32 protein-coding genes are annotated in these 26,638 nt (G+C 62.2%); 1 reads left to right on the top strand and 31 read right to left on the bottom strand.

From position 1 onward, the window contains the following. Positions 1-8: 8 nt before the first annotated feature. From rpsE to rpsL, 23 genes are all read right to left on the bottom strand, one after another. A complete protein-coding gene (gene rpsE / locus ABLE85_RS13785) occupies positions 9-584 on the bottom strand; it encodes a 30S ribosomal protein S5 (protein ID WP_348793309.1) in 576 nt (191 codons plus the stop codon). Positions 585-714: 130 nt separating this feature from the next. Further along, entirely contained in the window at positions 715-1,074 is a 360-nt protein-coding gene (rplR, locus tag ABLE85_RS13790) for a 50S ribosomal protein L18 (protein WP_348793310.1), read from the bottom strand. An 81-nt stretch (positions 1,075-1,155) separates the two neighbouring features. After that, the gene (gene rplF, locus ABLE85_RS13795) at positions 1,156-1,689 is read right to left on the bottom strand and encodes a 50S ribosomal protein L6 (protein WP_348793311.1); all 534 of its coding nucleotides are present in this window, start codon (positions 1,687-1,689) and stop codon (positions 1,156-1,158) included. Positions 1,690-1,728: 39 nt separating this feature from the next. After that, positions 1,729-2,127, bottom strand: coding sequence for a 30S ribosomal protein S8 (gene rpsH, locus ABLE85_RS13800; RefSeq protein WP_348793312.1), 399 nt, complete (start codon positions 2,125-2,127; stop codon positions 1,729-1,731). A gap of 12 nt (positions 2,128-2,139) precedes the next feature. Beyond that, positions 2,140-2,445 carry a 30S ribosomal protein S14 gene (gene rpsN / locus ABLE85_RS13805; protein WP_348793313.1) on the bottom strand — a complete coding sequence of 102 codons (306 nt, stop codon included), beginning with the start codon at positions 2,443-2,445 and terminating at the stop codon, positions 2,140-2,142. A gap of 27 nt (positions 2,446-2,472) precedes the next feature. Then, positions 2,473-3,030 carry a 50S ribosomal protein L5 gene (gene rplE, locus ABLE85_RS13810; protein ID WP_348793314.1) on the bottom strand — a complete coding sequence of 186 codons (558 nt, stop codon included), beginning with the start codon at positions 3,028-3,030 and terminating at the stop codon, positions 2,473-2,475. Further along, positions 3,023-3,337, bottom strand: coding sequence for a 50S ribosomal protein L24 (gene rplX, locus ABLE85_RS13815; RefSeq protein WP_348793315.1), 315 nt, complete (start codon positions 3,335-3,337; stop codon positions 3,023-3,025). Before rplX ends, rplE begins: the two co-directional genes overlap by 8 nt. A gap of 12 nt (positions 3,338-3,349) precedes the next feature. Beyond that, a complete protein-coding gene (gene rplN / locus ABLE85_RS13820) occupies positions 3,350-3,718 on the bottom strand; it encodes a 50S ribosomal protein L14 (RefSeq protein WP_006205457.1) in 369 nt (122 codons plus the stop codon). Between the two features lie 66 nt (positions 3,719-3,784). Beyond that, the gene (gene rpsQ, locus ABLE85_RS13825; protein WP_128626715.1) at positions 3,785-4,030 is read right to left on the bottom strand and encodes a 30S ribosomal protein S17; all 246 of its coding nucleotides are present in this window, start codon (positions 4,028-4,030) and stop codon (positions 3,785-3,787) included. Between the two features lie 11 nt (positions 4,031-4,041). Continuing rightward, positions 4,042-4,242, bottom strand: a complete 201-nt coding sequence (rpmC, locus tag ABLE85_RS13830) for a 50S ribosomal protein L29 (RefSeq protein ID WP_348793316.1) — start codon at positions 4,240-4,242, stop codon at positions 4,042-4,044. A 15-nt stretch (positions 4,243-4,257) separates the two neighbouring features. Next, entirely contained in the window at positions 4,258-4,671 is a 414-nt protein-coding gene (rplP, locus tag ABLE85_RS13835) for a 50S ribosomal protein L16 (protein WP_348793317.1), read from the bottom strand. A gap of 27 nt (positions 4,672-4,698) precedes the next feature. Beyond that, positions 4,699-5,415: a 30S ribosomal protein S3 gene (gene rpsC / locus ABLE85_RS13840; protein WP_348793318.1), complete on the bottom strand. Its 717-nt coding sequence runs from the start codon at positions 5,413-5,415 to the stop codon at positions 4,699-4,701. Next, on the bottom strand, positions 5,415-5,804 hold the full coding sequence (rplV, locus tag ABLE85_RS13845; protein WP_055976417.1) for a 50S ribosomal protein L22: 390 nt from the start codon (positions 5,802-5,804) through the stop codon (positions 5,415-5,417). Before rplV ends, rpsC begins: the two co-directional genes overlap by 1 nt. Position 5,805: 1 nt before the next feature. After that, positions 5,806-6,084: a 30S ribosomal protein S19 gene (rpsS, locus tag ABLE85_RS13850; protein ID WP_348793319.1), complete on the bottom strand. Its 279-nt coding sequence runs from the start codon at positions 6,082-6,084 to the stop codon at positions 5,806-5,808. Between the two features lie 16 nt (positions 6,085-6,100). Continuing rightward, a complete protein-coding gene (gene rplB / locus ABLE85_RS13855; protein WP_348793320.1) occupies positions 6,101-6,934 on the bottom strand; it encodes a 50S ribosomal protein L2 in 834 nt (277 codons plus the stop codon). A 19-nt stretch (positions 6,935-6,953) separates the two neighbouring features. After that, positions 6,954-7,247 carry a 50S ribosomal protein L23 gene (locus ABLE85_RS13860; RefSeq protein WP_280824540.1) on the bottom strand — a complete coding sequence of 98 codons (294 nt, stop codon included), beginning with the start codon at positions 7,245-7,247 and terminating at the stop codon, positions 6,954-6,956. After that, positions 7,244-7,864, bottom strand: a complete 621-nt coding sequence (gene rplD, locus ABLE85_RS13865) for a 50S ribosomal protein L4 (RefSeq protein ID WP_348793321.1) — start codon at positions 7,862-7,864, stop codon at positions 7,244-7,246. The genes ABLE85_RS13860 and rplD overlap by 4 nt, the downstream gene beginning before the upstream one ends. After that, on the bottom strand, positions 7,864-8,574 hold the full coding sequence (gene rplC, locus ABLE85_RS13870; protein ID WP_348793322.1) for a 50S ribosomal protein L3: 711 nt from the start codon (positions 8,572-8,574) through the stop codon (positions 7,864-7,866). Before rplC ends, rplD begins: the two co-directional genes overlap by 1 nt. Before the next feature lie 66 nt (positions 8,575-8,640). Next, entirely contained in the window at positions 8,641-8,949 is a 309-nt protein-coding gene (gene rpsJ, locus ABLE85_RS13875; RefSeq protein ID WP_006205468.1) for a 30S ribosomal protein S10, read from the bottom strand. A gap of 67 nt (positions 8,950-9,016) precedes the next feature. After that, entirely contained in the window at positions 9,017-10,192 is a 1,176-nt protein-coding gene (tuf, locus tag ABLE85_RS13880; protein ID WP_348793323.1) for an elongation factor Tu, read from the bottom strand. Between the two features lie 66 nt (positions 10,193-10,258). Beyond that, positions 10,259-12,349 carry an elongation factor G gene (fusA, locus tag ABLE85_RS13885; protein WP_348793324.1) on the bottom strand — a complete coding sequence of 697 codons (2,091 nt, stop codon included), beginning with the start codon at positions 12,347-12,349 and terminating at the stop codon, positions 10,259-10,261. A 32-nt stretch (positions 12,350-12,381) separates the two neighbouring features. After that, positions 12,382-12,852: a 30S ribosomal protein S7 gene (rpsG, locus tag ABLE85_RS13890; protein WP_348793325.1), complete on the bottom strand. Its 471-nt coding sequence runs from the start codon at positions 12,850-12,852 to the stop codon at positions 12,382-12,384. A 60-nt stretch (positions 12,853-12,912) separates the two neighbouring features. Continuing rightward, on the bottom strand, positions 12,913-13,284 hold the full coding sequence (gene rpsL, locus ABLE85_RS13895) for a 30S ribosomal protein S12 (protein WP_008837709.1): 372 nt from the start codon (positions 13,282-13,284) through the stop codon (positions 12,913-12,915). Between the two features lie 480 nt (positions 13,285-13,764). Here rpsL and ABLE85_RS13900 point away from each other — a divergent pair, with 480 nt between their 5' ends. Further along, positions 13,765-14,046 (top strand): transcriptional regulator, encoded by a 282-nt coding sequence (locus tag ABLE85_RS13900; protein ID WP_348793326.1) that lies wholly within the window; start codon positions 13,765-13,767, stop codon positions 14,044-14,046. A 444-nt stretch (positions 14,047-14,490) separates the two neighbouring features. On the opposite strand, the gene rpoC is transcribed toward ABLE85_RS13900, so the two are convergent. From rpoC to secE, 8 genes are all read right to left on the bottom strand, one after another. After that, positions 14,491-18,687: a DNA-directed RNA polymerase subunit beta' gene (gene rpoC / locus ABLE85_RS13905; protein WP_348793327.1), complete on the bottom strand. Its 4,197-nt coding sequence runs from the start codon at positions 18,685-18,687 to the stop codon at positions 14,491-14,493. Positions 18,688-18,871: 184 nt separating this feature from the next. After that, positions 18,872-23,008 carry a DNA-directed RNA polymerase subunit beta gene (gene rpoB / locus ABLE85_RS13910; RefSeq protein ID WP_348793328.1) on the bottom strand — a complete coding sequence of 1,379 codons (4,137 nt, stop codon included), beginning with the start codon at positions 23,006-23,008 and terminating at the stop codon, positions 18,872-18,874. A gap of 214 nt (positions 23,009-23,222) precedes the next feature. Next, positions 23,223-23,597 carry a 50S ribosomal protein L7/L12 gene (gene rplL / locus ABLE85_RS13915; protein ID WP_348793329.1) on the bottom strand — a complete coding sequence of 125 codons (375 nt, stop codon included), beginning with the start codon at positions 23,595-23,597 and terminating at the stop codon, positions 23,223-23,225. A 55-nt stretch (positions 23,598-23,652) separates the two neighbouring features. Further along, on the bottom strand, positions 23,653-24,171 hold the full coding sequence (rplJ, locus tag ABLE85_RS13920) for a 50S ribosomal protein L10 (protein WP_348793330.1): 519 nt from the start codon (positions 24,169-24,171) through the stop codon (positions 23,653-23,655). A gap of 352 nt (positions 24,172-24,523) precedes the next feature. Further along, the gene (rplA, locus tag ABLE85_RS13925) at positions 24,524-25,222 is read right to left on the bottom strand and encodes a 50S ribosomal protein L1 (protein WP_348793331.1); all 699 of its coding nucleotides are present in this window, start codon (positions 25,220-25,222) and stop codon (positions 24,524-24,526) included. Between the two features lie 4 nt (positions 25,223-25,226). Then, on the bottom strand, positions 25,227-25,655 hold the full coding sequence (gene rplK / locus ABLE85_RS13930; protein WP_348793332.1) for a 50S ribosomal protein L11: 429 nt from the start codon (positions 25,653-25,655) through the stop codon (positions 25,227-25,229). Positions 25,656-25,819: 164 nt separating this feature from the next. Beyond that, positions 25,820-26,359 carry a transcription termination/antitermination protein NusG gene (gene nusG / locus ABLE85_RS13935; RefSeq protein WP_348793333.1) on the bottom strand — a complete coding sequence of 180 codons (540 nt, stop codon included), beginning with the start codon at positions 26,357-26,359 and terminating at the stop codon, positions 25,820-25,822. A gap of 28 nt (positions 26,360-26,387) precedes the next feature. Continuing rightward, on the bottom strand, positions 26,388-26,591 hold the full coding sequence (gene secE, locus ABLE85_RS13940; protein ID WP_348793334.1) for a preprotein translocase subunit SecE: 204 nt from the start codon (positions 26,589-26,591) through the stop codon (positions 26,388-26,390). Positions 26,592-26,638 lie beyond the last annotated feature (47 nt).

Below are 26,638 nucleotides of genomic sequence, written 5' to 3' on the forward strand. Positions count from 1 at the left end.
CTTCCGGCTTACTCGTCGGCAGCAACGGCTGCGCCGCGACGTGCCTGGAGGGTCGAGTACTTGATGCCGCGGTGAGCAGCCACATCCTTCGGATGCATCTGGTTCTTCAGCGCGTCGAAGGTCGCGCGCACCATGTTGTACGGGTTCGAGGAACCCATCGACTTGGCGACGACGTCCTGCATGCCGAGCGTCTCGAAGACGGCGCGCATCGGACCACCGGCGATGATACCGGTACCGGCCTTGGCGGTGCGCAGCAGAACGCGGCCAGCGCCGTGGCGACCTGCGACGTCATGATGCAGCGTGCGACCCGAACGCAGCGGCACGAAGATCATGTCGCGCTTGGCAGCTTCAGTGGCTTTGCGGATGGCTTCCGGCACTTCGCGCGCCTTGCCATGGCCGAAACCGACGCGGCCCTTCTGGTCGCCGACGACGACGAGTGCGGCAAAGCCGAAGCGACGGCCGCCCTTCACCACCTTGGCGACGCGATTGATATGGACGAGCTTGTCGACAAATTCGCTGTCGCGCTCTTCGCGGTCACGGCTGCGCTCGCGATCGCGGCCGCCTTCCCTACGTTCTTGTGCCATTTTCCTGATCCTTATTCTTTTCCGGAAGCACGGGGGTTAAAAACTGAAGTCCGGCGTCTATAACGTCGCCGGACTTATTTCAACTGGGCAATCATGCGAACGGGCGCAAAGCGCCCGTCCAAGATTGCGATCAGAAGCTGAGGCCAGCCTCGCGTGCGGCCTCGGCGAGAGCCTTCACGCGGCCGTGATAGATGTAAGGTCCGCGGTCGAAGACCACTTCCTTGACGCCTGCCTTGAGAGCGCGCTCTGCCAGTAGCTTGCCGACAGCGGCAGCGGCAGCGGCATCGGCGCCGGTCTTGAGGGAGCCCTTGAGCTCCTTCTCCAGGGTCGAAGCGGCAGCGACGGTGTGGCCCTTCGAATCATCGATGAGCTGCGCGTGGATGTTCTTCGACGAGCGATAGACCGACAGGCGCAGACGGTCACCGGAGACCTTCTTGAGCTGACGGCGGACGCGCGCGGCGCGACGCTGGGTGGATTCCTTGGAAACCATTTATGTTCGTTCCTTGCCTTCTGAACGGGCACGGCCATGTGCGGTAGGCGCAAACCGCCTCCCGCGACCGAGCACCGCGGCTTACTTCTTCTTGCCTTCTTTGCGGACGATCGTCTCGCCGGCGTACTTGACGCCCTTGCCCTTGTAGGGCTCGGGGCCACGGTACTTGCGGATCTCGGCCGCAACCTGGCCGACCACCTGCTTGTCGAGGCCCGACACGACGATCTCGGTCGGCTTCGGCACGCTGATGGTGATGCCTTCCGGCGTCTGGTAGACGACGTCGTGGCTGAAACCGAGCGCCAGCTGCAGGTTCTTGCCCTGCATGGCGGCACGGTAACCAACGCCGCTGATCTCGAGCTTCTTCTCGAAGCCGTCCTTCACGCCAGTGAGGATGTTGACGATCTGGGTACGCGACATGCCCCACTTGGAGCGGGCGTCCTTGGAGTCATCGCGCGGCTGAACGGCGATTTCGCCGTTCTCGAAGTTCACGAGCACCTCGTCGTTCACTACGAACTTGAGCTCGCCCTTGGGGCCCTTCGCCGTGACAGTCTGACCATTGACGGTCGCGGTCACGCCGGCCGGCACCTGAACGGGTTTCTTACCAATACGAGACATGTTTCTTGTCCTCGTTCTTTCTGTCTTATGCCCGCCCGATCAGAACACCTGGCAGAGGATTTCCCCGCCGACGTTCTGTTCGCGCGCTTCATGGTCCGCCATGACGCCCTTCGGCGTCGACAGGATCGAAATGCCGAGGCCGTTGGCGACGTTCGGGATCGACTTGACCGAAACGTAGACGCGGCGGCCGGGCTTCGACACGCGAGCGATGTCGCGGATGACCGGGGTGCCATCGAAATACTTCAGTTCGATCTCGATTTCCGACTTGCCGTTGCCGTAGTCGACCTGGCTGTAGTCGCGGATGTAGCCTTCCGACTTCAGCACGTCCAGGACGCGGGTGCGCAGACGCGAGGCCGGAGTCGAGACCTTGGTCTTCTTACGGCCGCAGGCGTTGCGGATGCGGGTCAGCATATCGCCGAGAGGATCACTAAGAGACATAGCGTGTGCTCCTTACCAGCTCGACTTGACGAGACCGGGCACCGCGCCCAGCGAGCCGAGTTCGCGCAGTGCAATGCGCGACATCTTCAGTTTGCGATAATAGGCGCGCGGACGACCGGTGACCTCGCAACGATTGCGGATACGGGTCTTGGCCGAATTGCGCGGCAGGGCGGAGAGCTTCAGCTGGGCGCGGAAGCGCTCTTCCATCGGCACTTCCTTGTCCATGACCGTGGCCTTGAGGGCCTTACGCTTGGCAGCGTACAGGTCCACAAGCTTCCGGCGCCTGTTGTTCTTCTCGACTGAGCTGGTCTTTGCCATTTCAGATAAATCCTTTTCTCGCTGCCGTTACTGCCGGAAGGGGAAGTTGAAGGCCTTGAGCAGAGCCCGAGCCTCTTCGTCCGTCTTGGCGGTCGTACAAACGATGATGTCCATACCCCAGATCTGGTCGACCTTGTCGTAGTTGATCTCGGGAAACACGATGTGTTCCTTGATGCCCATGGCGTAGTTACCACGACCATCGAAGCTCTTGGGGTTCAGGCCGCGGAAGTCGCGGACGCGCGGCAGCGCGATCGTGATCAGGCGGTCCAGGAACTCATACATACGTTCCCGGCGCAGCGTCACTTTGGCGCCGATCGGCATCTGCTCACGCACCTTGAAGCCGGCGATCGACTTGCGGGCGCGGGTGACGACCGGCTTCTGGCCAGCGATCAGCGCCAGGTCGCCAGCGGCAACCGTAGGCTTCTTGGAATCGCCGGTAGCTTCGCCGACACCCATGTTCAGCACGATCTTGTCGATGCGCGGGATCTGCATCTCGTTTTCGTACTTGAACTGCTCGAGCATCGCCTTGCGGATGGTCTCGTCATAGACCTTGCGCAGACGGGGCTGATATTCTGCCTTAGCCATTGATCACTTCTCCCGAGCGCTTTGCGACGCGCACCTTCGTGCCGTCCTGCTGGACCTGGAAACCGACGCGGGTCGGCTTGCCATCCTTGGGGTCGGCCAGCGCGATGTTCGACAAATGGATCGGCGCTTCCTTGCTGATGATCCCGCCCTCTTGGGACTGGGTCTGTTTCTGATGGCGGCGAATCATGTTGACGCCGCGAACGACGGCCTTGTCGTCCTTGGGCATCACGCGGAGCACTTCGCCCGAGCGGCCCTTGTCCTTGCCGGCCAGGACGACGACCTTGTCGCCTTTGCGAATCTTTTGCATTTTTCCGGCTCCTTACAGCACTTCTGGCGCGAGCGAGATGATCTTCATGTGGTTCTTGGCGCGAAGCTCGCGCGGAACCGGCCCGAAGATACGGGTGCCGATCGGCTCTTTCTTATTGTCGACGAGAACAGCTGCGTTCTTGTCGAAACGGATCACGCTGCCGTCCGGACGACGGATGTCCTTGGCCGTGCGAACCACGACCGCCTTCATCACGTCACCCTTTTTAACGCGGCCGCGCGGAATCGCTTCCTTGATCGACACCACGATGATGTCGCCGACGGATGCGTACTTCCGCTTCGAGCCGCCCAGCACCTTGATGCACATGACACGACGAGCGCCGGAATTATCCGCGACGTCGAGGTTTGTTTGCATCTGAATCATGACTGGCCGCCTTCTTTATTCATGGGTAGTGGCGCAGCGCCCTACCTGGCTTGTCCAAATATTTCGTTACTGCGACGCTTGGGCGTCGGTGATGACGACCCAGCGCTTGTCCTTGGAGATCGGGGCCGATTCCTGGATGAACACCTGATCGCCGACCTTGCAAGCGTTGTTTTCGTCGTGCGCCTTGTACTTCTTCGACATACGCACGACCTTCTTCATGACCGGGTGCGTGAAGCGGCGCTCGACCTTGACGACGACCGTCTTCTCGTTCTTGTCGCTGACGACGGTGCCCTGCAAAATGCGCTTTGGCATGTTCTTCGTCCTTAAGCCTTCTTGCCGGCCGATTTCTCGGCGGCGATGGTCTTGATGCGCGCGATGTCCTTGCGGACCTGCTTCACGCGGGCGGTCTTCTCGAGCTGACCGGTGGCCTTCTGGAAGCGCAGGTTGAACTGCTCCTTCTTCAGCGCGCCCAGGTCTTCGTTCAGCTGGTCAGAGGTCTTTGACCGGAGTTCTGCGGCTTTCATGACACTTGACCTTTCTTATTCAGCGATACGCTGCACGAAGCGCGTCTTGACCGAGAGCTTGGCGGCGCCGAGGCGAAGAGCCTCGCGGGCCACTTCCTCGGACACGCCGTCGATCTCGAACATCACGCGACCGGGCTTGATTCGGCAGGCCCAGTAGTCGACCGCGCCCTTACCCTTACCCATACGAACTTCGGTCGGCTTCGAGGTGACCGGGACGTCCGGGAAAATACGGATCCAAACGCGACCCTGACGTTTCATTTCACGCGTGATCGCACGGCGGGCCGCCTCGATCTCACGTGCCGTAACCCGGTTTGGCTCCAACGCCTTCAGGCCAAAGCCGCCGAAATCCAGGTTGGTGCCGCCCTTGGCGGCGCCGTGGATGCGGCCCTTGAACTGCTTCCGGAACTTTGTGCGCTTTGGCTGCAGCATCGTTCTTACTCCAAAATCCTATGCTTCTCAGGCGTTCTCGCGACGACGCGGACCGCGCTCGCTCGTCGGCTGATGGTCGCCCTCGGTCGCGCGGCGCTCGGAAGCCATCGGGTCATGCTCGAGGATCTCGCCCTTGAACACCCAGACCTTCACGCCGCAGATGCCGTAAGCCGTCTGGGCTTCGGCCGTGCCGTAGTCGACGTCGGCGCGCAGCGTGTGCAGCGGCACGCGACCTTCGCGGTACCACTCCATGCGTGCGATTTCCGCGCCGCCGAGACGGCCCGAGCAGTTGATACGGATGCCTTCGGCACCCAGGCGCATGGCCGACTGCACCGCGCGCTTCATGGCGCGACGGAAGGCAATGCGGCGCTCGAGCTGCTGCGCGATCGACTGGGCGACCAGCGTGGCGTCGGTCTCGGGCTTACGGACCTCGACGATGTTGAGGTGCGTTTCCGCATTCGTCATCTCGGTCAGCTTCTTGCGCAGCTTCTCGATGTCCGCGCCCTTCTTGCCGATGATGAGGCCAGGACGGGCGGCGTGGATCGTGACGCGGCACTTCTTGTGCGGACGCTCGATGACGACCTTCGAGATGGCGGCCTGCTTCAGCTCGGTCTCGAGATACTTACGGATCTTGAGGTCTTCGTGCAGCAGCTTGCCGTACTCGTTGGTGTTCGCGTACCAGCGCGAATCCCAGGTGCGGTTGATGCCGAGGCGCAGACCAATCGGATTGATTTTCTGACCCATCAGGCGGCCTCCCCTTTCTCTTCGACTTCACGAACGACGATCGTGAGATGCGAAAACGGCTTTTCGATGCGGCTGGCGCGACCACGGCCACGGGCATGGAAACGCTTCATCACGATCGACTTGCCGACGAAGGCCTCAGCCACCACGAGGGCGTCGACATCGAGGTCGTGATTATTTTCGGCGTTCGCAATAGCCGATTCGAGCGTCTTTTTAACGGTCCCGGCAATGCGCTTGCGCGAAAATTCCAGATCCGACAGAGCGGTCGCGACCTTCTTGCCGCGGATCAGCGCCGCAACCAGGTTCAGCTTCTGCGGGCTGACGCGGATCGTGCGCAGGACTGCGCGCGCCTCGTTGTCAGCAAGCCTGCGCGGAGCTTTGGCCTTGCCCATGTTACTTCCTCTTCGCCTTCTTGTCCGCGCCGTGGCCGTAGTAGGTCCGCGTCGGAGCGAATTCACCGAACTTGTGGCCAACCATGTCTTCCGACACGGAGACCGGGATGTGCTTCTGGCCGTTATGGACGCCGAAGGTCAGACCGACGAACTGGGGCAGGATGGTGGAGCGGCGGCTCCACATCTTGATCACCTCGCTACGGCCGCCTTCGCGCACCTTCTCGGCTTTCTTGAGAAGAAAGCCGTCGATGAACGGGCCTTTCCAAACTGAACGGGTCACGTCAGACTACCTCTCTTTAGCTCTTGCGCTGATGGCGCGAGCGAACGATGAACTTATCGGTCGCCTTGTTGGACCGCGTCTTCTTGCCCTTGGTCGGCTTGCCCCACGGGGTGACCGGGTGGCGACCGCCCGAGGTGCGGCCTTCACCACCGCCGTGCGGGTGGTCGACCGGGTTCATGGTCACGCCGCGGTTGTGCGGGCGCTTGCCGCGCCAGCGGGTGCGACCGGCCTTGCCATCGTTGATGTTGGCGTGCTCAGGGTTCGAGACTGCGCCGACCGTGGCCAGGCAGGAACCGTGAACGATACGCTGCTCGCCCGAGTTGAGGCGCAGGATCGCCATGCCCTGGTCGCGACCGACCAGCTGGGCGTAGGCGCCGGCCGAACGGGCGACCTGACCACCCTTGCCCGGCTTCAGCTCGATGTTGTGCACGATCGTGCCGACCGGCATCGCCGCTAGAGGCATCGCGTTGCCCGGCTTGACGTCGGCGCTCTCGCTCGAGATCACCTTGTCGCCGGCAGCCAGACGCTGCGGGGCCAGGATGTAGGCCAGTTCACCGTCGTCGTACTTGATCAGCGCGATGAAGGCCGAACGGTTCGGGTCGTATTCGAGACGCTCAACCGTTGCCGACACGTCGAACTTGCGACGCTTGAAGTCGATGATGCGGTAGGTGCGCTTGTGACCGCCGCCGATGAAACGGGCAGTGATACGGCCGTAGTTGTTGCGGCCGCCCGACTTGGTCAGGCCTTCGGTCAGACCCTTGACGGGCTTTCCCTTGTAAAGGCCGGAACGGTCGGTGATGACCAGCTGGCGAAGGCCAGGCGTTACCGGTTTGAAATGCTTCAATGCCATTGTTCTGTCCTCGCGCCTGTCAGAGACCCGTCGCGACGTCGATCGACTGGCCTTCGGCCAGCGTCACAACCGCCTTCTTCACGTCGCTCTGCTGGCCAATCGTGCCGCGGAAGCGCTTCACCTTGCCCTTGCGGACCAGCGTGTTCACCGCCGTGACCTTGACGCTGAAAAGCGCCTCGATCGCGGCCTTGATTTCCGGCTTCGTCGCCTTGCGGGCGACGTTGAAGACGACCTGGTTGGCTTCCGAAGCCATGGTCGACTTTTCAGTGATCACCGGGCTGACGATTACGTCGTAGTGGCGGAGATCCGTCATTTGAAGCGCTCCTCGAGAGCCTCGACGGCGGCCTTCGAGAGGACCAGCGTGCCGCGGCGCAGAATGTCGTAGACGTTGATGCCCTGGATCGGCAGGACATCGATGTTCGGAATGTTCGACGCGGCGCGCTTGAAGTTCACGTCGAGCTCGGCGCCGCCGACCACCAGGGCGTTGGTCAGGCCAAGCTTGGCGAAATTCGCGACCAGAGCCTTCGTCTTGGCCTCGCCGAGAGCCAGATCATCGATGATGATCAGGTTCGAGGCCTTGGCCTTCGCCGACAGGGCGTGCTTCAGGCCGAGCGCGCGGACCTTCTTGGGAAGGTCGTGCTCGTGGCTGCGCACGACCGGGCCATGCGCCTTGCCACCGCCGCGGAACTGCGGAGCGCGGGCGGAGGAGTGACGGGCGCGGCCCGTACCCTTCTGCTTGTACATCTTGGCGCCGGTGCGGGAGATCTCCGCGCGGCCCTTGCTCTTGTGGGTGCCCTGCTGCTTCTTTGCAAGCTGCCAGCGCACGACGCGCTGCAGAATGTCTTCGCGCGGGTCAAGGCCGAAAATCTCCTCGGAGAGTTTCACCTTGCCGGCATCCTCGCCGCCAAGCGTTGAAATCTTGAGATCCATTATTCGGCTCCTTCCTTGGCCGAAGCTTCATTCTGCGCGGCACGAATGCCGGCTGGCTTCGGAGCATTCTCCGGCAGCGCTTCCTTGACGGCATCGCGCACCAGGATCCAAGCGCCCTTGGTGCCCGGAACGGCGCCACGGATGAGGATCAGGCCACGATCGCTGTCGGTCGACACGACCTCGACATTCTGGGTGGTCACGCGGGTTGCGCCCATGTGGCCGGCCATCTTCTTGCCCTTGAACACCTTGCCGGGGTCCTGGCGCTGGCCGGTCGAACCGTGCGTACGGTGCGAGACGGAGTTACCGTGGGTTGCGCGGCCACCACCGAAGTTGTGACGCTTCATGACACCCTGGAAACCCTTACCGGTGGAGGTGCCGGTGACGTCGACCTTCTGGCCGGCGACGAAATGGTCAACCGTGATCTCGACGCCGACGTCGAGCATGTTGTCGTCCGACACGCGGAACTCGGCAACCTTGGCCTTGGGCTCGACGGAGGCAGCGGCGAAATGACCGCGCATGGCCTTCGACGTGTTCTTGACCTTGGCCAGACCAACGCCGAGCTGAACAGCGGTGTAGCCGTTCTTCTCTTTGGTACGCTGCGCCACGACCTGGCAGTTCTCCATGCGGAGAACCGTAACGGGCACATGCTCGCCTGCATCGTTATAGATGCGGGTCATGCCCAACTTCTGTGCGATAACACCTGAACGCATCGGTTCAATTTCCTTCTCAGAGTTCCCTGTCGGGGCTAACGCCCCTCCACGCCTCTTTCCACTCGCTTAGAGCTTGATCTCGACGTCGACGCCGGCGGCCAGATCGAGCTTCATCAGAGCGTCGACCGTCTGCGGGGTCGGATCCACGATATCAAGCAGACGCTTGTGCGTGCGCATCTCAAACTGCTCGCGGCTCTTCTTGTCGACGTGCGGCGAGCGGTTGACAGTGAATTTCTCAATCCGCGTCGGCAGCGGAATGGGTCCACGAACGTTCGCGCCGGTGCGCTTGGCCGTCGACACGATCTCGCGCGTCGAAGCATCGAGCACACGGTGATCGAACGCTTTGAGGCGGATGCGGATATTCTGTCCGTTCATCGTCATTTCCTTGTTCTGGCGCGGCGCGGGCGATGTTCCGCGCCCGCGACAGATCGGTTAATTCTTATTACTCGGTGATGCTCACGACGACGCCGGCGCCGACGGTGCGGCCGCCTTCGCGGATAGCGAAGCGCAGCTTCTCTTCCATGGCGATCGGCACGATCAGCTCGACGTCAACGGTGACGTTGTCGCCGGGCATCACCATCTCGGTGCCCTCGGCCAGCTTAACGATGCCGGTCACGTCCGTCGTGCGGAAGTAGAACTGCGGACGGTAGTTGGTGAAGAACGGCGTGTGACGGCCACCCTCGTCCTTGGTCAGGATGTAGGCCTCGGCCTTGAACTTGGTGTGCGGCTTGACCGAACCCGGCTTGCACAGCACCTGGCCGCGCTCGACGCCCTCACGGTCGACGCCGCGCAGCAGCGCGCCGATGTTGTCGCCGGCCTGGCCCTGGTCGAGCAGCTTGCGGAACATCTCGACGCCCGTGCAGGTCGTCTTGGTCGTCGGGCGGATGCCGACGATCTCGAGTTCCTCGCCGACCTTGACGATGCCGCGCTCGACGCGGCCGGTCACCACGGTGCCGCGGCCCGAGATCGAGAACACGTCTTCGATCGGCATCAGGAACGGCTGGTCAACCGGACGCTCCGGCGTCGGGATGTAGGCGTCGACCGCAGCCATCAGCTCGCGCACCGCGTCCTCGCCCAGCTTCTTGTCGGAATCTTCGAGCGCGGCCAGCGCAGAGCCCTTGACGATCGGAATGTCGTCGCCGGGGAACTCGTTCTTCGACAGCAGCTCGCGCACTTCCAGCTCGACCAGCTCGAGCAGCTCGGCGTCGTCGACCTGGTCGCACTTGTTCAGGAACACCACGATCGACGGAACGCCGACCTGGCGGGCCAGCAGGATGTGCTCACGCGTCTGCGGCATCGGGCCGTCGGCGGCCGAGACCACCAGGATCGCGCCGTCCATCTGCGCCGCACCGGTGATCATGTTCTTCACGTAGTCGGCGTGGCCGGGGCAGTCGACGTGGGCGTAGTGACGGTTCTCCGTCTCGTACTCGACGTGCGACGTCGAGATCGTGATGCCGCGTGCCTTCTCTTCCGGCGCCGCGTCAATCTGGTCGTAGGCGCGGAAATCGCCGAAATACTTCGTGATCGCAGCCGTCAGCGACGTCTTGCCGTGGTCAACGTGACCAATCGTGCCAATGTTCACATGCGGCTTGGTGCGCTCAAATTTACTCTTAGCCATGTGAAGTCTCCATTCTTTTCAGCCACTTAAGGCATTGAATTAGGTTACTGGCGTAATCCCTCGGAATTACGCGTATTTCTTCTGAACTTCCTGAGCCACTGCGGTCGGAACCGGGTCGTAGTGGTCGAACGTCATCGAGTACTGGGCGCGGCCCTGCGACATGGAGCGCAGGCTGTCGACGTACTTGAACATGTTGGCCAGCGGAACCATCGCGTTGACAACGACGGCGATACCGCGGCTTTCCTGGCCCTGGATCTGGCCGCGACGGCTGTTCAGGTCGCCGATGACGCTGCCGACATAGTCTTCCGGCGTCACGACCTCGACCTTCATGATCGGCTCGAGCAGCTGGACGCCGAGCTTCGGAGCGGCCTCACGGAGCGCAGCACGGCTGGCGATTTCGAAGGCGAGCACCGACGAGTCGACATCGTGGAAGGCACCGTCGATGAGCGTCGCCTTGACACTGATCATCGGGAAGCCGGCGAACGGACCGGAGGTCAGAACGCTGCGGATGCCCTTCTCGACGCCGGGGATGTATTCCTTCGGAACCGAACCGCCGACGATCTTGGACTCGAACACGAAGTCCTCGCCCTCGGGATTCGGCTCGAACACAAGCTTGACGCGTGCAAACTGACCGGTACCACCCGTCTGCTTCTTGTGGGTGTAGTCCTGCTCGTGGGTACGGGTGATCGTCTCACGATAGGCCACCTGCGGAGCGCCGACATTCGCCTCGACTTTGAACTCGCGACGCATGCGGTCGACGAGAATGTCGAGGTGCAGCTCGCCCATGCCGGCGATGATGGTCTGGCCGGATTCCTCGTCGGTCTTGACGCGGAAGGACGGATCCTCGGCAGCGAGGCGATTGAGCGCGAGGCCCATCTTTTCCTGGTCGCCCTTGGTCTTCGGCTCGATCGCGATCTGGATGACCGGCTCGGGGAATTCCATGCGCTCCAGGATGACCGGCTTCAGCGGATCGCAGAGCGTGTCGCCCGTGGTGGTCTCCTTGAGGCCGGCCAGCGCGACGATGTCGCCAGCGAAGGCTTCCTCGATGTCTTCACGGGAGTTCGAGTGCATCTGCAGCATGCGGCCGATGCGCTCCTTCTTGCCCTTCACCGTGTTCTCGAGCGAGATGCCCTTGGTGAGCTTGCCCGAGTAGATGCGGGCGAAGGTAAGCGAGCCGACGAACGGATCGTTCATGATCTTGAACGCGAGCATCGACAGCGGCTCGTCGTCCGAGGACTTGCGGGTCGTCTCGGCCTCGGTCTTCGGGTCGATGCCCTTGATGTCCGGAACTTCGTTCGGAGCCGGCAGGAAGTCGATGACAGCGTCGAGCAGCGGCTGCACGCCTTTGTTCTTGAACGCGGTACCGCAATAGACCGGGTGGAACTTGACAGCGATCGTGCCCTTGCGGACCAGCTCGCGGATCTTGTCGTTGTCCGGCAGGTTGCCTTCGAGATAAGCCTCCATGGCGGCCTCTTCCATCTCGACAGCCGTCTCGATGAGCTTCTCGCGATATTCCTCGGCCTTGGCCTTGAGGTCGGCCGGGATCTCGATGACGTCCCACTGCGCGCCGAGCGCCTCGTCGTGCCAGATCAGCGCCTTCATCTCGATCAGGTCGATGACGCCCTTGAAGTCGCTCTCAGCGCCGATCGGCAGCTGCATGGCGACCGGAATGGCACCGAGACGCGAACGGATCATGTCGAGGCAGCGATAGAAATCGGCGCCGATCTTGTCCATCTTGTTGCAGAAGATCATGCGCGGGACATGATACTTCTCAGCCTGACGCCAGACGGTCTCGGTCTGCGGCTCGACGCCGGCATTCGAGTCGAGAAGCGCGATGGCGCCGTCGAGAACACGCAGCGAACGCTCCACCTCGATGGTGAAGTCGACGTGACCAGGCGTGTCGATGATGTTGAAGCGGCGCGTCTTGCCGTCACGGCCCTTCCAGTAGGTCGTCGTAGCAGCGGACGTGATCGTGATGCCGCGCTCCTGCTCCTGCTCCATCCAGTCCATGGTGGACGCACCCTCGTGCGTCTCGCCCATCTTGTGGCTCTTGCCGGTGTAATAGAGGATGCGCTCGGTCGTCGTCGTCTTGCCGGCGTCGATGTGCGCCATGATGCCGAAGTTGCGGTAGTCTTCGAGTTTATATTCGCGGGCCATGGAAGGTGCCTCTCAGTCGTTCGTTCGCGCTGTTACCAGCGGTAGTGCGCGAAGGCGCGGTTGGCTTCAGCCATCTTGTGCGTGTCTTCACGCTTCTTGACGGCCGTACCGCGGTTGTTGGCGGCATCAAGCAGCTCGCCCGACAGACGATCGACCATGGTGGTCTCGTTGCGGTTGCGAGCAGCGGTGATCAGCCAACGGATGGCGAGAGCCTGACGGCGCTCCGGACGAACATCGACCGGGACCTGATAGGTCGCACCACCAACGCGGCGCGAGCGCACTTCGATGTGCGGCGCAACGTTGTCGAGCGCCTGATGGAACAGGGCGACCGGCTCCTGCTTGGTCTTGGCCTGAACCTGATCAAGCGCGCCGTAGACGATCGTCTCAGCGACCGACTTCTTGCCGTCATACATGACAGCGTTCATGAACTTCGTGATCACCAGATCGCCGAATTTCGGATCCGGGTTGATTTCACGCTTATCTGCACTGTGGCGTCGGGACATGTTTCTCGTCTCTCAACTTCGAAGCTCGACGCGACTGCAGTGCGCCGGAGCCGATAAATCTTACTTCGGACGCTTGGCGCCGTACTTCGAACGACGCTGCTTGCGGTTTTTCACGCCCTGCGTGTCGAGCACGCCGCGGATGATGTGATAGCGCACACCCGGAAGATCCTTCACGCGGCCGCCGCGGATCATGACCACGGAGTGCTCCTGAAGGTTATGACCTTCGCCAGGGATGTAGCCAATCACCTCAAAGCCGTTGGTCAGGCGGATCTTCGCGACCTTGCGCAGCGCCGAGTTCGGCTTCTTCGGCGTCGTCGTGTAGACGCGCGTGCAGACGCCCCGCTTCTGCGGATTGGCCTGCATGGCCGGAACCTTGTTGCGCTTCACCGGCGCAATGCGCGGCTTGCGGATCAGCTGGTTGACGGTAGGCATTAAACCCTCTTGTCTCTCAAATTCGGTGTCTCGAGCCCATTCACGGGCGGCTTCAAGCGCCATTCCCACACGCAAATTCGGGCCACAAACCGCTGATTCGCGGTGCGCCCGAACAAAAAGCAGAGGAAGCGGTATCCCGCCTCATGCACGCCGGAGATGTGTATACGCTCGTAAAACGAACCTTGTTTGAGGCAAACTCCAGGGCGCGTCGCCTTGGAAAGCCAAACCTCACATGGGTTCAGACGAGGGGGCTAATACGCTTAACGCCGCTTAGCGTCAACCCCGCACGCCGCATATTCTTAACGAAACCGGGCCTTGGAGACGCAGGCAGACAGGCGCGAAACATTATTTCGCGATTTCGCAGCTGCGAAATACAATGTGGCGCGAATTTTCCTGTCCCCTGCCCGGTCATCGTGCGAAAAGCGGCACAATGGAGGCGTATCTATGCCGCCAATGCACCGCAAGCAAGGAATCAACGCCATGAACGACAACGAAGAACGGCCCGTTACCATCATCACCGGCCGAGTCTGGCGCAGGAAAGGCGGCGAGTCGGAAGGCGTCCATGTGATGCTGGTGGCGCCCGACGACGACTCGGCCGTTCGCCAGGCGCTGGAGTCGCTGGCCAAGGAAGGCTACGCCGAGGCCGAGCTCGACCAGATCGGCGACATGGAGGGCGAACCGGACGACGAGCCGCATCTATCGGCTTTCCAAGGCGCGCTCGAAGGCGAGGTCGCGATCATCACCTTCAAGGAAGGAAACTGATCCGCGCAGGGCTGAGCACAGGGCGATCGCCATGTGGTCAGCCAGGCTGGATGATCGGTCGCTCCAAGGCGATGCCAAAGCGGCCGCGACAGCCGGCGAAACAAAAAGACCGCCCGGATGGGGCACAACCGGGCGGCCAAAGCGCGGCAGAGGCGGCAGAAGATACCGCCTATTGTGACCGCGTAATCATCAGCTTGGTCGCTTGCTATCCCCTTTGCCAAGGGATGTCGATTTCAGCTGAAATCGCGTTCCCCAACGCACGGACATGGTCCAATGCAACCCTAAGCAAATCAATCTCACCAGTATTAATCCATAGGTGGCATTTGTCATCCCCCATTTGGGGATTGCGCGAGTTAAAATTTCGAAACGCGAAAAATAATGACATAAAAAAAAGCCGCCGGGTCAACCCGGCGGCTTTTCGCATTCTGAGGTTCGCTGAGCGCCTTACTGCGCGGCGTTGACCATGTCGGTCAGCATCGGCTCGGCGACTTCCACGCCCGAACCCTTGCGGCGCTCGTCGAGGATGAGCTCGTCGCGATGCGTCGCGATGCGACGGATCTGGTTCATCTGACCGCCGGTGCCGGCCGGGATGAGACGGCCGACGATGACGTTTTCCTTCAGACCCTGCAGCATGTCGGTCTTGCCGGCGACGGCTGCCTCGGTGAGCACGCGGGTCGTCTCCTGGAAGGAGGCGGCCGAGATGAAGGACGGCGTCTGCAGCGAGGCCTTGGTGATGCCGAGCAGGACCGGCTGGCCTTCCGCAGGCTTCTTGCCTTCCTCGACCAGACGCTCGTTGATCTCGTCGAACTCGATGACGTCGACGTGATCGCCCGGGATGTAGACCGAGTCGCCCTGAGCGGTGATCTCGATCTTCTGCAGCATCTGACGAACGATGACCTCGATGTGCTTGTCGTTGATCGACACGCCCTGCAGTCGGTAGACCTCCTGGATTTCGTTCACGAGGTAGGAAGCCAGAGCCTCCACGCCCTTGATCGCCAGGATGTCGTGCGGCGCCGGATTGCCGTCGAGGATGTAGTCGCCCTTCTCGATGGCGTCGCCGTCCTGGAGATGGAACGGCTTGCCCTTCGGGATCAGGTATTCGACCGGCTCCAGCGTCGAGTCATGCGGCTCGATGATGATGCGGCGCTTGTTCTTGTAGTCGCGCCCGAAGCGGATCGTACCGTCGATCTCGGCGATGATGGCGTGGTCCTTCGGACGGCGAGCCTCGAAGAGTTCGGCAACACGCGGCAGACCGCCGGTGATGTCCTTCGTCTTCGCGCTTTCCATCGGGATACGCGCCAGCACGTCGCCGGGCTTCACATGAGCGCCCGGCTCGACCGAGAGGATCGCCTCGACCGAGAGCAGGTAGCGGGCATCGCCGCCCTTCGACAGCTTGCCGATCTTGCCCTTGGCATCGAGGACCGCGATCGCCGGCTTGAGGTCCGAACCACGCGGCGTCGAACGCCAGTCGATGACCTCGCGCTTGGTGATGCCGGTGGATTCGTCGGCGGTTTCCTGAACAGAGATGCCGTCGACCAGGTCCTCGAACTCCGCCTTGCCCTCGATTTCGGTGAGGATCGGGCGGGTGTACGGGTCCCACTCGGCGATACGCTGGCCGCGCTTGACCTTGTCGCCGTCGTCCACATAGACGCGCGAACCGTAGGTGACGCGGTGTGCCGCGCGCTCCTTGCCAGCCTCGTCGAGGATCAGGATCGCCATGTTACGGCCCATCACGACGAGGTTGCCGTCGGAATTGCGAACGACGTTGCGGTTGCGGATCTGGACCGTGCCTTCATACGAAGCTTCGAGGAAGGAGGAGTCCACCACCTGCGCCGTACCGCCCATGTGGAAGGTACGCATGGTGAGCTGCGTGCCCGGCTCGCCGATCGACTGCGCGGCGATGACGCCGACCGCTTCGCCCTGGTTGACCGGGGTTCCGCGGGCAAGGTCGCGACCGTAGCAGACCGCACAGACGCCGACCTTGACCTCGCAGGTCAGAGCCGAGCGGATGCGAACCGACTGGATGCTGGCCTTTTCGATCTGCTCGATGTCGCGCTCGTCCATCAGCGTGCCCGCCTTGACGATCAGATCGCCCGTCAGCGGGTGATTGATGTCGTCGAGCGCGGTGCGGCCCAGGATGCGCTGGCCGAGCGAAGCGACGACCTGGCCGGCATCGACGATCGGCTGCATGGTGAGGCCCTTGTCAGTGCCGCAATCAACCGAGTTGACGATGCAGTCCTGCGCCACGTCGACCAGACGACGGGTCAGGTAGCCCGAGTTCGCGGTCTTCAGCGCGGTGTCGGCCAGACCCTTGCGGGCGCCGTGGGTCGAGTTGAAGTACTCGAGAACAGTGAGGCCTTCCTTGAAGTTCGAGATGATCGGCGTCTCGATGATCTCGCCCGAAGGCTTGGCCATCAGGCCGCGCATGCCGGCGAGCTGACGCATCTGGGTGGGCGAACCGCGGGCACCCGAGTGCGACATCATGTAGATCGAGTTCATCGGCTTCTGACGGCCGTTGTCCTCGAACTCGACGGCCTTAATGCGGGCCATCATCTCGTCAGCGACCTTCTCCGAGCACTTCGCCCAGGCGTCGACGACCTTGTTGTACTTCTCGCCCTGAGTGATCAGGCCGTCGTTGTACTGCTGCTCGTATTCCTTCGCGAGCGCCTCGGTGTCGGCAACCAGCTTGTGCTTGGTGTCCGGGATGACCATGTCGTCCTTGCCGAACGAAATGCCGGCACGGCAGGCATGGGCGAAGCCCAGGGCCATGATGCGATCGCAGAAAATGACCGTCTCCTTCTGACCGCAGTGGCGGTAGACGGTGTCGATCATCTTGGAGATGTTCTTCTTGGTCATCTCCTGGTTGCAGGTCTCGAACGGCACATTGACGTTCTTCGGCAGCAGTTCGCCGAGGATCATGCGACCGGGCGTCGTGTCGTAGATCTTCGACACCACGTTGCCTTCCGCGTCGACGGTGCGGAAGCGGCCCTTGATCTTGGCGTGCAGCGTGACAGCCTTGGTCTCGAGCGCGTGCTGCAGTTCGCCCATGTCGGCGAACGCCATGCCCTCGCCCGGCTCGTTCTGATTGACGATCGACAGGTAATACAGACCCAGCACCATATCCTGCGACGGCACGATGATCGGCGCGCCGGAGGCCGGGTGCAGGATGTTGTTGGTCGACATCATCAGGACGCGGGCTTCAAGCTGGGCTTCGAGCGACAGCGGCACGTGAACGGCCATCTGGTCGCCGTCGAAGTCGGCGTTGAAGGCCGTGCAGACGAGCGGGTGAAGCTGGATCGCCTTGCCTTCGATCAGGGTGGGCTCAAACGCCTGGATGCCGAGGCGGTGCAGCGTCGGCGCGCGGTTGAGCAGAACCGGGTGCTCGCGGATGACCTCGTCGAGGATATCCCAGACTTCCGGCTTTTCCTTCTCGACCAGCTTCTTGGCCTGCTTGACGGTGGACGAATAGCCCTTGGCGTCAAGGCGCGCATAGATGAACGGCTTGAACAGCTCGAGCGCCATCTTCTTCGGCAGACCGCACTGGTGCAGCTTCAGCTCCGGACCGGTCACGATGACCGAGCGGCCCGAATAGTCGACGCGCTTGCCGAGCAGGTTCTGACGGAAGCGGCCCTGCTTGCCCTTGAGCATGTCGGACAGCGACTTCAGCGGACGCTTGTTGGCGCCGGTGATGACGCGGCCACGGCGGCCGTTGTCGAACAGCGCGTCCACAGCTTCCTGCAGCATGCGCTTTTCGTTGCGGATGATGATGCCCGGCGCGCGCAGCTCGATGAGGCGCTTCAGACGGTTGTTACGGTTGATGACGCGACGATAGAGGTCGTTCAGGTCGGAGGTCGCGAAGCGGCCGCCGTCCAGCGGCACCAGCGGACGCAGGTCCGGCGGGATGACCGGGACGACCTTCATGATCATCCATTCCGGACGGTTGCCGGATTCCATGAAGTTCTCGACGACCTTCAGACGCTTGAGCAGCTTCTTCTGCTTCAGCTCCGACGTCGTGGAGGCGAGCTCGGAACGCAGGTCGCCGGCGATCTTCTCCAGCTCCATGCCGGCCAGCAGCTCATGAATGGCTTCGGCGCCGATCATGGCGGTGAACTGGTCCTCGCCGTACTCGTCGACGGCAAGCATGTACTCTTCCTCGGAAAGGAGCTGGTGCTCCTTCAGCGCGGTGAGGCCCGGCTCGGTGACGATGTAGTTCTCAAAATAGAGAACGCGCTCGATGTCCTTGAGGGTCATGTCGAGCAGCGTGCCGATGCGCGAGGGCAGCGACTTCAGGAACCAGATGTGGGCGACCGGCGCGGCGAGCTCGATGTGGCCCATGCGCTCGCGGCGAACGCGCGACAGCGTGACTTCGACGCCGCACTTCTCGCAGATGACGCCCTTGTACTTCATGCGCTTGTACTTGCCGCACAGGCACTCGTAGTCCTTGATCGGGCCGAAGATGCGGGCACAGAACAGACCGTCGCGTTCCGGCTTGAACGTGCGGTAGTTGATCGTCTCCGGCTTCTTGATCTCGCCGAACGACCAGGACAGGATCTTTTCCGGGCTGGCGAGCGAAATCCGGATGGAATCGAACACCTGCGCCGGAGCGTTGTTGTTGAAGAGATTCATGACCTCTTGGTTCATGTCGTTCTCCTTCTTGGGACCCGGGGCCCCAGTCGAATATTAGCGGGCCTCGGCCCCTGGCGATCCGTCCGAACGCCGCCGCTGCGTTGGCGCCACCGGATCCATGCGTGCGGCCGAGCGGTCCCGGCCTGAATTTCGGCGGCAACACCGCGGAGCCGGAAAGCTCCGCGGTGCGCCAGTTTCTTTACTCGGCCGCGTCGGGCAACTGAGCCGGAGCATCCTCGAAGCGGGTGTTCTCCAGCTCGACGTTGAGACCCAGCGAGCGCATTTCCTTGACGAGAACGTTGAAGCTCTCGGGGATGCCTGCCTCGAAGGAGTCGTCGCCGCGGACGATCGCCTCGTAGACCTTGGTACGGCCGGCCACGTCGTCCGACTTCACGGTCAGCATTTCCTGCAGCGTGTAGGCGGCGCCGTAAGCCTCGAGCGCCCAGACCTCCATTTCGCCGAAGCGCTGGCCGCCGAACTGCGCCTTGCCGCCCAGCGGCTGCTGGGTGACGAGCGAGTACGGGCCGATCGAACGCGCGTGGATCTTGTCGTCCACGAGGTGGTGAAGCTTGAGCATATAGATATAGCCCATCGTCACCTTGCGATCGAACGGCTCGCCGGTGCGGCCGTCATACAGCTGCGACTGACCGCTGGTGTGAAGGCCCGCACGCTCCAGCATCTCGTTGATGTGGGCTTCGTGCGCACCGTCGAACACCGGCGTCGCGATCGACACGCCGCGCTTCATCTGCTCGCCGAGGCGAATGATGCTCTCGTCGTCGAAGTTGCGCACCGGCTCGTTGCGGTCGTTGTCCGGGATCAGGTTCTCGATCTCGGCCCGCAGCGGCTTGATGTCGCCATTCGACTTGTAGGCCTCGATCATCTCGCCGATCTTCCTGCCCATGCCCGCGCAGGCCCAGCCCAGATGCGTCTCCAGGATCTGGCCGACGTTCATGCGGCTCGGCACGCCCAGCGGGTTGAGCACGATGTCGGCATGCGTACCGTCTTCGAGGAACGGCATGTCCTCGACCGGAACGATGCGCGACACGACGCCCTTGTTGCCGTGACGGCCGGCCATCTTGTCGCCGGGCTGCATCTTGCGCTTCACGGCCACGAAAACCTTGACCATCTTCATGACGCCGGGGGGCATCTCGTCGCCGCGCTGCACCTTCTCGACCTTGTCCATGAAGCGCTGCTCGAGCGCCTTCTTGGAGTCGTCGTACTGGCCGCGCAGAGCCTCGAGCTCGCTCTGGAGCTTCTCGTCCTCAACGGCGAACTGCCACCACTGCGAACGCGGGTACTCGTCCAGCGTCGCCTTGGCGAGCGTGGAGCCCTTCTTGAAGCCCTTCGGCCCGGCAATGGCGTCCTTGCCGATGAGCATGTCGCTCAGGCGGCTGTAGACGTTGCGGTCGAGGATCGCCTGCTCGTCGTCGCGGTCCTTGGCGAGACGCTCGATCTCCTCGCGCTCGATCGCCATGGCGCGCTCGTCCTTCTCCACGCCGTGGCGGTTGAAGACGCGCACTTCCACGACCGTGCCGTAGGTTCCGGGCGGCATGCGCATGGAGGTGTCACGGACGTCGGACGCCTTTTCACCGAAGATGGCGCGCAGAAGCTTCTCTTCCGGCGTCATCGGGCTTTCGCCCTTCGGCGTGATCTTGCCGACCAGGATATCGCCCGGCTGCACTTCCGCACCGATGTAGACGATGCCGGCCTCGTCGAGGTTCTTCAGCGCTTCTTCCGAGACGTTCGGGATGTCGCGCGTGATTTCCTCAGGCCCGAGCTTCGTGTCGCGCGCCATCACTTCGAATTCCTCGATGTGGATCGAAGTGAAAACGTCATCGGCGACGATGCGTTCCGACAGGAGGATGGAGTCCTCGTAGTTGTAGCCGTTCCACGGCATGAACGCGACGAGCACGTTGCGGCCGAGCGCCAGATCGCCCAGATCGGTCGACGGGCCGTCGGCGATGATGTCGCCCTTCTCGATCCGGTCGCCCATCTTCACCAGCGGACGCTGGTTGATGCAGGTGTTCTGGTTCGAGCGCTGGAACTTCATCAGGCGGTAGATGTCGACGCCGGACTTGCCCGGATCGAGATCCTCCGTCGCACGGATAACGATACGGGTCGCGTCCACCTGGTCGACGATACCGCCGCGGCGGGCGGCGATCGCAGCGCCGGAGTCGCGAGCCACGATCGGCTCCATGCCGGTGCCGACGAACGGAGCCTCGGCGCGCACCAGCGGCACGGCCTGACGCTGCATGTTCGAGCCCATGAGAGCGCGGTTGGCGTCGTCGTTCTCAAGGAACGGGATGAGCGCCGCGGCAACCGAGACGAGCTGCTTGGGCGAGACGTCCATGAGGTCGACGTTCTCGCGCGGAGCCATCATCACTTCGCCGGCATGGCGGCAGATGACGAACTCGTCAACGAAGCCGCCCTTCTCGTCGAGCTCGGCGTTGGCCTGCGCGACATAGTGCTTGGCCTCTTCCATCGCCGACAGATAGACGACGTCATAGGTAACCTTGCCGTCGACGATCTTGCGGTACGGGGTTTCGATGAAGCCGTACTTGTTGACGCGCGCGAAGGTGGCAAGCGAGTTGATCAGACCGATGTTCGGACCTTCCGGCGTCTCGATCGGGCAGATACGGCCATAGTGCGTCGGGTGAACGTCGCGAACCTCGAAGCCGGCGCGCTCGCGGGTCAGACCACCAGGTCCAAGCGCCGAGAGACGACGCTTGTGGGTGATCTCCGACAGCGGGTTGGTCTGGTCCATGAACTGCGAGAGCTGCGAGGAACCGAAGAACTCGCGCACGGCCGCGGCCGCCGGCTTGGCGTTGATCAGGTCCTGCGGCATGACCGTATCGATCTCGATCGAGGACATGCGTTCCTTGATCGCGCGCTCCATGCGCAGCAGGCCGACGCGGTACTGGTTCTCCATCAGCTCGCCGACCGAGCGCACGCGACGGTTGCCGAGGTTGTCGATGTCGTCGATCTCGCCCTTGCCGTCACGCAGTTCGACCAGCGTCTTGACGACCGCGATGATGTCATCCTTGCGCAGCACGCGCACGGTGTCCGGGCAGTCGAGGTCGAGACGCATGTTCATCTTCACGCGACCCACGGCCGAAAGGTCGTAGCGGTCGGCGTCGAAGAACAGCGAGTTGAACATCGCTTCGGCGGTTTCGAGCGTGGGCGGCTCGCCCGGGCGCATGACGCGATAGATGTCGAACAGCGCGTCCTGGCGGCTCTCGTTCTTGTCGGCCGAAAGCGTGTTGCGGATGTAGCCGCCAACGTTGATGTGGTCGATGTCGAGGACGGTGAACTCCTCGGCGCCGGTCGACAGCAGCGTCTTCAGGGTCTTCTCGTCGATCTCGTCGCCGGCCTCGAGGAAGATCTCGCCGGTCCGGTAGTCGACGATGTCCTCGGCCAGGTAGCTGCCGTAGAGATCGTCTTCGGTCGCCTTGATGGCCTTGAGGCCCTTATCGGCCAGCTGCCTGGCCTGGCGGGCGGTGATCTTCTTGCCAGCCTCGACGACGATTTCGCCGGTGTCGGCGTCGACCAGGTCATCGACGGCCTTGAGGCCGCGGAAACGCTCCACGGTGAAGGGCATGCGCCAGTGGTCGCCCGAGCGCTTGTACTCGATCTTGTTGTAGAAGGTGGAGAGGATTTCCTCGCCATCCATGCCGAGCGCCATGAGCAGCGACGTCACCGGGATCTTGCGGCGACGGTCGATGCGGGCGTGCACGATGTCCTTGGAATCGAACTCGATGTCGAGCCACGAGCCGCGATAGGGGATGACGCGCGCGGCAAAGAGCAGCTTGCCCGACGAGTGCGACTTGCCCTTGTCGTGGTCGAAGAAGACGCCCGGCGAACGGTGCATCTGCGAGACGATGACGCGCTCGGTGCCGTTGACGATGAAGGTGCCGTTGAGCGTCATGAGCGGCATGTCGCCCATGTAGACGTCCTGCTCCTTGATGTCCTTGATGGACTTGGCGCCGGTATCCTCGTCGATATCGAACACGATGAGGCGCAGCGTCACCTTGAGCGGCGCGGCGTAGGTCAGATCGCGCTGACGGCACTCGTCAACGTCGAACTTGGGCGCCTCGAACTCGTACTTGACGAATTCGAGCATCGACGCGCCGGAAAAATCGGAAATCGGGAAGACCGACTTGAAAACAGCCTGGAGCCCCTCGTCGGGACGCCCGCCCGCCGGTTCCTCGACCATGAGAAACTGGTCATAAGACGCCTTCTGAACCTCGATGAGGTTCGGCATCTCTGCAACTTCCGGGATGTTTCCGAAAAATTTGCGTACGCGTCTGCGGCCATTGAAAGTCTGGGTCTGGGCCATCGTCGCTCCTTGCTGCCTCTCTTGGGGCGCGGCCTCTTGCGCCTTGCAACTTCTGACCGCCCTGCCCGGCGGTCCATCTGAAACGGGTGAAAACCCGTTTCCTGAAAGCCGGTTCCCGGCCCTCAGGAAAGAGGTTTTCCAGACACTTGCGCGTCACGCCCAGCGGGGCGGAATTGGCGGACGGCTGGAAGCCGCCCGCCAACAAGCGTAACGCTTACTTCAGCTCGACCTTGGCGCCAGCAGCTTCGAGCTGGGCCTTGATCTTGTCGGCCTCGGCCTTCGGAGCGCCTTCCTTGATCGGCTTCGGCGCGCCTTCGACGAGGTCCTTGGCTTCCTTGAGGCCCAGGCCGGTGATGGCGCGGACTTCCTTGATGACCTCGATCTTCTTGTCGCCGGCCGAAGCCAGGATGACGTCGAATTCGGTCTTCTCTTCAACCGGAGCAGCGGCAGCAGCGCCAGCAACAGCGGCGACGGCGACCGGAGCGGCAGCGGAAACGCCCCACTTCTCTTCCAGCATCTTCGACAGCTCAGCCGCCTCGAGGACGGTCAGGGCCGACAGGTCTTCTACGATCTTGGCGAGATCAGCCATTTTTCAGTTCCTTATTGAAAGTTCGAACAATTGTTGATGACAGCGAGGAACGGCCTCATGCCGCCTCGTCCTTCCGGGCGTAGGCGCCGAACACGCGGGCAAGTTGACCTGCCGGTGCGTTGACGACCTGGGCGATCCGGGTTGCAGGCGTGCTGATCATACCGACCAGACGTGCACGCAGCTCGTCGAGCGACGGCAGGCTTGCGAGAGCCTTGACGCCTTCTGCGTCGAGCGAGGTCGTGCCCATTGCGCCACCGAGAATGACAAGCTTGTCATTGCCCTTGGCGAATTCGGACGCGATCTTCGGTGCGACAACCGGATCTTCCGAGTAAGCGACCAGAGTCTGTCCGACGAACAGGTTCTGAATGCTTTCGGATTCCGTGCCCTGAAGAGCGATTTTGGCGAGGCGGTTCTTCGCGACTTTGACGGTGCCACCGGCTGCGCGCATCTTCGAACGAAGGTCGTTCATCTGCGCAACGGTGATGCCGGCATAGTGGGCCACGACGACTGAACCAGCGCCCGAGAACGCATCGTTCAGGTTCGTGACGAGCTCGCGTTTTTCCGCTCTATCCACTGCCTATCTCCAGTTGACAGCCGTTCTTTCGAACAACTGCCGGGTTGCCTTTTGCCGGGCAGGATATCCAGAATTCCGGATCTCCCGAACGGCGCTCAGGGATCCTGCCCCCTTTTACCGCCCCGGCAAGCCGGGAGCCGCAAAAGGCAAACACGGTTCGAACCTTCCATTGGAGCACTCGCTCCTTTGTCGGGTCTTCACCCGTCTCATGCAGGCCCATATGAATTAAGGCGAGCCGCCTGCAATCTCGGACAGGATATCCGGAAGCGTTCGACCGCTTCCGGTATCCGGACCCGAAGGTCCGGAATTCGTTCGGGATCAGGCCGTTACAGCCTGATCCCAATTCAACACATCAAGCCGTGGCCAGCGTGACCAGGTCAAGCTTGAGGCCGGGGCCCATGGTCGAGGTCAGCGAGACCTTCTTGACGTAGACGCCCTTGGCGCCAGACGGCTTGGCCTTGTTGACCGCATCGGCGAAGGCGCGGACGTTCTCTTCCAGCGCCTTGACGTCGAACGACAGCTTGCCGACGCCACCATGCACGATACCGGCCTTCTCGACGCGGAACTCAACCGCACCGCCCTTGGACGCCTTGACGGCGCCGGCGATGTCGGTGGTCACGGTGCCAACCTTCGGGTTCGGCATCATGCCGCGGGGGCCGAGCACCTTACCCAGACGGCCGACCAGCGGCATCATGTCCGGGGTGGCGATGCAGCGATCGAAGTTGATCTCGCCCTTCTGGACGATCTCGACCAGATCCTCGGCACCAACGATGTCGGCGCCAGCGGCGCGAGCCTCGTCGGCCTTGGCGTCCTTGGCGAAGACGGCGACGCGGACCGTACGGCCGGTGCCGTTCGGCAGGTTGACGACGCCACGGACCATCTGGTCGGCATGACGCGGATCAACGCCGAGGTTCATCGCGATTTCGATGGTCTCGTCGAACTTGACCGAGGAACGGTCCTTGAGCATCTGGATCGCCTCACCCAGGCCATAGGCCTTGTTGACGTCGATGCCCTCGCGGGACTTGACTACGCGCTTACCAATCTTTGCCATGGTCTCAGCCCACCACTTCCAGGCCCATCGAACGGGCGGAACCTTCAACCATACGCATCGCCGCTTCGACGTCGGCTGCGTTCAGGTCCTTCATCTTGGCTTCGGCGATCTCGCGAACCTTGTCGCGGCTGATCTGACCGGCCTTGACCTTGCCCGGCTCCTTGGAGCCCGACTTCAGATTGGCGGCCTTCTTCAGGAAGTAGGTCACCGGCGGCGTCTTCATCGCGAAGGTGAACGACTTGTCCTGGTAGTAGGTGATCACGACCGGGATCGGCGTGCCCTTCTCCATTTCCTGCGTGGCGGCATTGAACGCCTTGCAGAATTCCATGATGTTGATGCCACGCTGACCAAGCGCAGGGCCGATCGGGGGCGACGGCGTCGCCGAACCCGCAGAGACCTGAAGCTTGAGCTGGCCCGCAACTTTCTTAGCCATACTCTGTCTGCCTTGTTTTAGAGCCGGAACGATCCGGCGGTTGCAGTTTGGTGGTTCGAATGAGCGCGACCGGCTAAAGCCGAGTCATCCTCCCACCGTTTCGACGACAGGCCTCGGCCCACCGTCCGCTCGCATGCCGCAGCCGGCCGCGAGCGCCACTCGGATCAGCCCTTCTCGACCTGTCCGAATTCGAGATCCACGGGCACCGCACGCCCGAAGATCGAAACCTCCACCTTGAGCCGCGCGCGCTCCTCGTCCACTTCCTGGACGAAACCGTTGAACGACGCGAAGGGGCCGTCCGACACGCGAACCTGCTCGCCGATCTCGAAGGTGACCGACGGCTTGGGCCGCTCGACGCCTTCCTGCACCTGGTGCAGGATGCGGTCAGCCTCTTTGTCGGTGATGTGCATCGGCTTGGCGGTATGCTTGTCCTCGCCCAGGAAGCCGGTCACGCGCGGCGTATTCTTAACCAGGCTGATGATCGCGTCGTTCAGATCGGCCTTGAGCAGCACATAGCCCGGGAAGAACTTGCGCTCGGCATCGACCTTCTTGCCGCGACGAACCTCAACGACCTTCTCGGTCGGAACGACGATCTGCTCGATCCTGTCGCTCAAACCCTTCTGCTTAGCCTTGTGCTCGATGTCCTCGGCGACCTTCTTCTCGAAATTCGAGTAAGCATGGACGATGTACCAACGCGCAGTCATTACGAGACTTCTCCGTGTTCGCCGGTGTTCAGCGGCCGAGGCCGAGGAGCAAGCTGACGCCGAGAGCCATCAACTGGTCGGCAGCAAAGAAAAAGATCATGGCAATGATCGCGAAGACAATGACCATGATGGTCGAGATCACCGTCTCACGACGCGAGGGCCACGTTACCTTAGCCGTCTCCGTCCGAACCTGCTGGAGGAAGGTAAAAGGATTAGTGGTTTTTGACGCCATCTGCCGCTCTGTTTTCAAGGATCCGAAAATCCGGATCGCCTGCCTGT

Source organism: Mesorhizobium sp. KR1-2 (assembly GCF_040045035.1).
Taxonomy (GTDB): domain Bacteria; phylum Pseudomonadota; class Alphaproteobacteria; order Rhizobiales; family Rhizobiaceae; genus Pseudaminobacter.

Bases quoted from the DNA above. Each gene is read 5' to 3' on its own strand.
- rplB (WP_348793320.1), bottom strand. From the start codon at position 6,934: ATGGCATTGAAGCATTTCAAACCGGTAACGCCTGGCCTTCGCCAGCTG.
- secE (WP_348793334.1), bottom strand. From the start codon at position 26,591: ATGGCGTCAAAAACCACTAATCCTTTTACCTTCCTCCAGCAGGTTCGG.
- rplC (WP_348793322.1), bottom strand. From the start codon at position 8,574: ATGCGTTCAGGTGTTATCGCACAGAAGTTGGGCATGACCCGCATCTAT.
- fusA (WP_348793324.1), bottom strand. From the start codon at position 12,349: ATGGCCCGCGAATATAAACTCGAAGACTACCGCAACTTCGGCATCATG.
- rplX (WP_348793315.1), bottom strand. From the start codon at position 3,337: ATGCAAAAGATTCGCAAAGGCGACAAGGTCGTCGTCCTGGCCGGCAAG.
- nusG (WP_348793333.1), bottom strand. From the start codon at position 26,359: ATGACTGCGCGTTGGTACATCGTCCATGCTTACTCGAATTTCGAGAAG.
- ABLE85_RS13900 (WP_348793326.1), top strand. From the start codon at position 13,765: ATGAACGACAACGAAGAACGGCCCGTTACCATCATCACCGGCCGAGTC.
- rplN (WP_006205457.1), bottom strand. From the start codon at position 3,718: ATGATTCAGATGCAAACAAACCTCGACGTCGCGGATAATTCCGGCGCT.
- rpsJ (WP_006205468.1), bottom strand. From the start codon at position 8,949: ATGAACGGACAGAATATCCGCATCCGCCTCAAAGCGTTCGATCACCGT.
- rpoC (WP_348793327.1), bottom strand. From the start codon at position 18,687: ATGAACCAAGAGGTCATGAATCTCTTCAACAACAACGCTCCGGCGCAG.
- rplD (WP_348793321.1), bottom strand. From the start codon at position 7,864: ATGGATCTCAAGATTTCAACGCTTGGCGGCGAGGATGCCGGCAAGGTG.
- rplR (WP_348793310.1), bottom strand. From the start codon at position 1,074: ATGGTTTCCAAGGAATCCACCCAGCGTCGCGCCGCGCGCGTCCGCCGT.
- rpsL (WP_008837709.1), bottom strand. From the start codon at position 13,284: ATGCCTACCGTCAACCAGCTGATCCGCAAGCCGCGCATTGCGCCGGTG.
- rpmC (WP_348793316.1), bottom strand. From the start codon at position 4,242: ATGAAAGCCGCAGAACTCCGGTCAAAGACCTCTGACCAGCTGAACGAA.
- rplA (WP_348793331.1), bottom strand. From the start codon at position 25,222: ATGGCAAAGATTGGTAAGCGCGTAGTCAAGTCCCGCGAGGGCATCGAC.
- rpsH (WP_348793312.1), bottom strand. From the start codon at position 2,127: ATGTCTCTTAGTGATCCTCTCGGCGATATGCTGACCCGCATCCGCAAC.
- rpoB (WP_348793328.1), bottom strand. From the start codon at position 23,008: ATGGCCCAGACCCAGACTTTCAATGGCCGCAGACGCGTACGCAAATTT.
- tuf (WP_348793323.1), bottom strand. From the start codon at position 10,192: ATGGCTAAGAGTAAATTTGAGCGCACCAAGCCGCATGTGAACATTGGC.
- rpsQ (WP_128626715.1), bottom strand. From the start codon at position 4,030: ATGCCAAAGCGCATTTTGCAGGGCACCGTCGTCAGCGACAAGAACGAG.
- rplP (WP_348793317.1), bottom strand. From the start codon at position 4,671: ATGCTGCAGCCAAAGCGCACAAAGTTCCGGAAGCAGTTCAAGGGCCGC.
- ABLE85_RS13860 (WP_280824540.1), bottom strand. From the start codon at position 7,247: ATGACGGATCTCCGCCACTACGACGTAATCGTCAGCCCGGTGATCACT.
- rpsC (WP_348793318.1), bottom strand. From the start codon at position 5,415: ATGGGTCAGAAAATCAATCCGATTGGTCTGCGCCTCGGCATCAACCGC.
- rpsG (WP_348793325.1), bottom strand. From the start codon at position 12,852: ATGTCCCGACGCCACAGTGCAGATAAGCGTGAAATCAACCCGGATCCG.
- rpsN (WP_348793313.1), bottom strand. From the start codon at position 2,445: ATGGCAAAGACCAGCTCAGTCGAGAAGAACAACAGGCGCCGGAAGCTT.
- rplV (WP_055976417.1), bottom strand. From the start codon at position 5,804: ATGGGCAAGGCCAAAGCTCCGCGCAGGCTTGCTGACAACGAGGCGCGC.
- rplK (WP_348793332.1), bottom strand. From the start codon at position 25,655: ATGGCTAAGAAAGTTGCGGGCCAGCTCAAGCTTCAGGTCTCTGCGGGT.
- rplE (WP_348793314.1), bottom strand. From the start codon at position 3,030: ATGGCTAAGGCAGAATATCAGCCCCGTCTGCGCAAGGTCTATGACGAG.
- rpsE (WP_348793309.1), bottom strand. From the start codon at position 584: ATGGCACAAGAACGTAGGGAAGGCGGCCGCGATCGCGAGCGCAGCCGT.
- rplF (WP_348793311.1), bottom strand. From the start codon at position 1,689: ATGTCTCGTATTGGTAAGAAACCCGTTCAGGTGCCGGCCGGCGTGACC.
- rplL (WP_348793329.1), bottom strand. From the start codon at position 23,597: ATGGCTGATCTCGCCAAGATCGTAGAAGACCTGTCGGCCCTGACCGTC.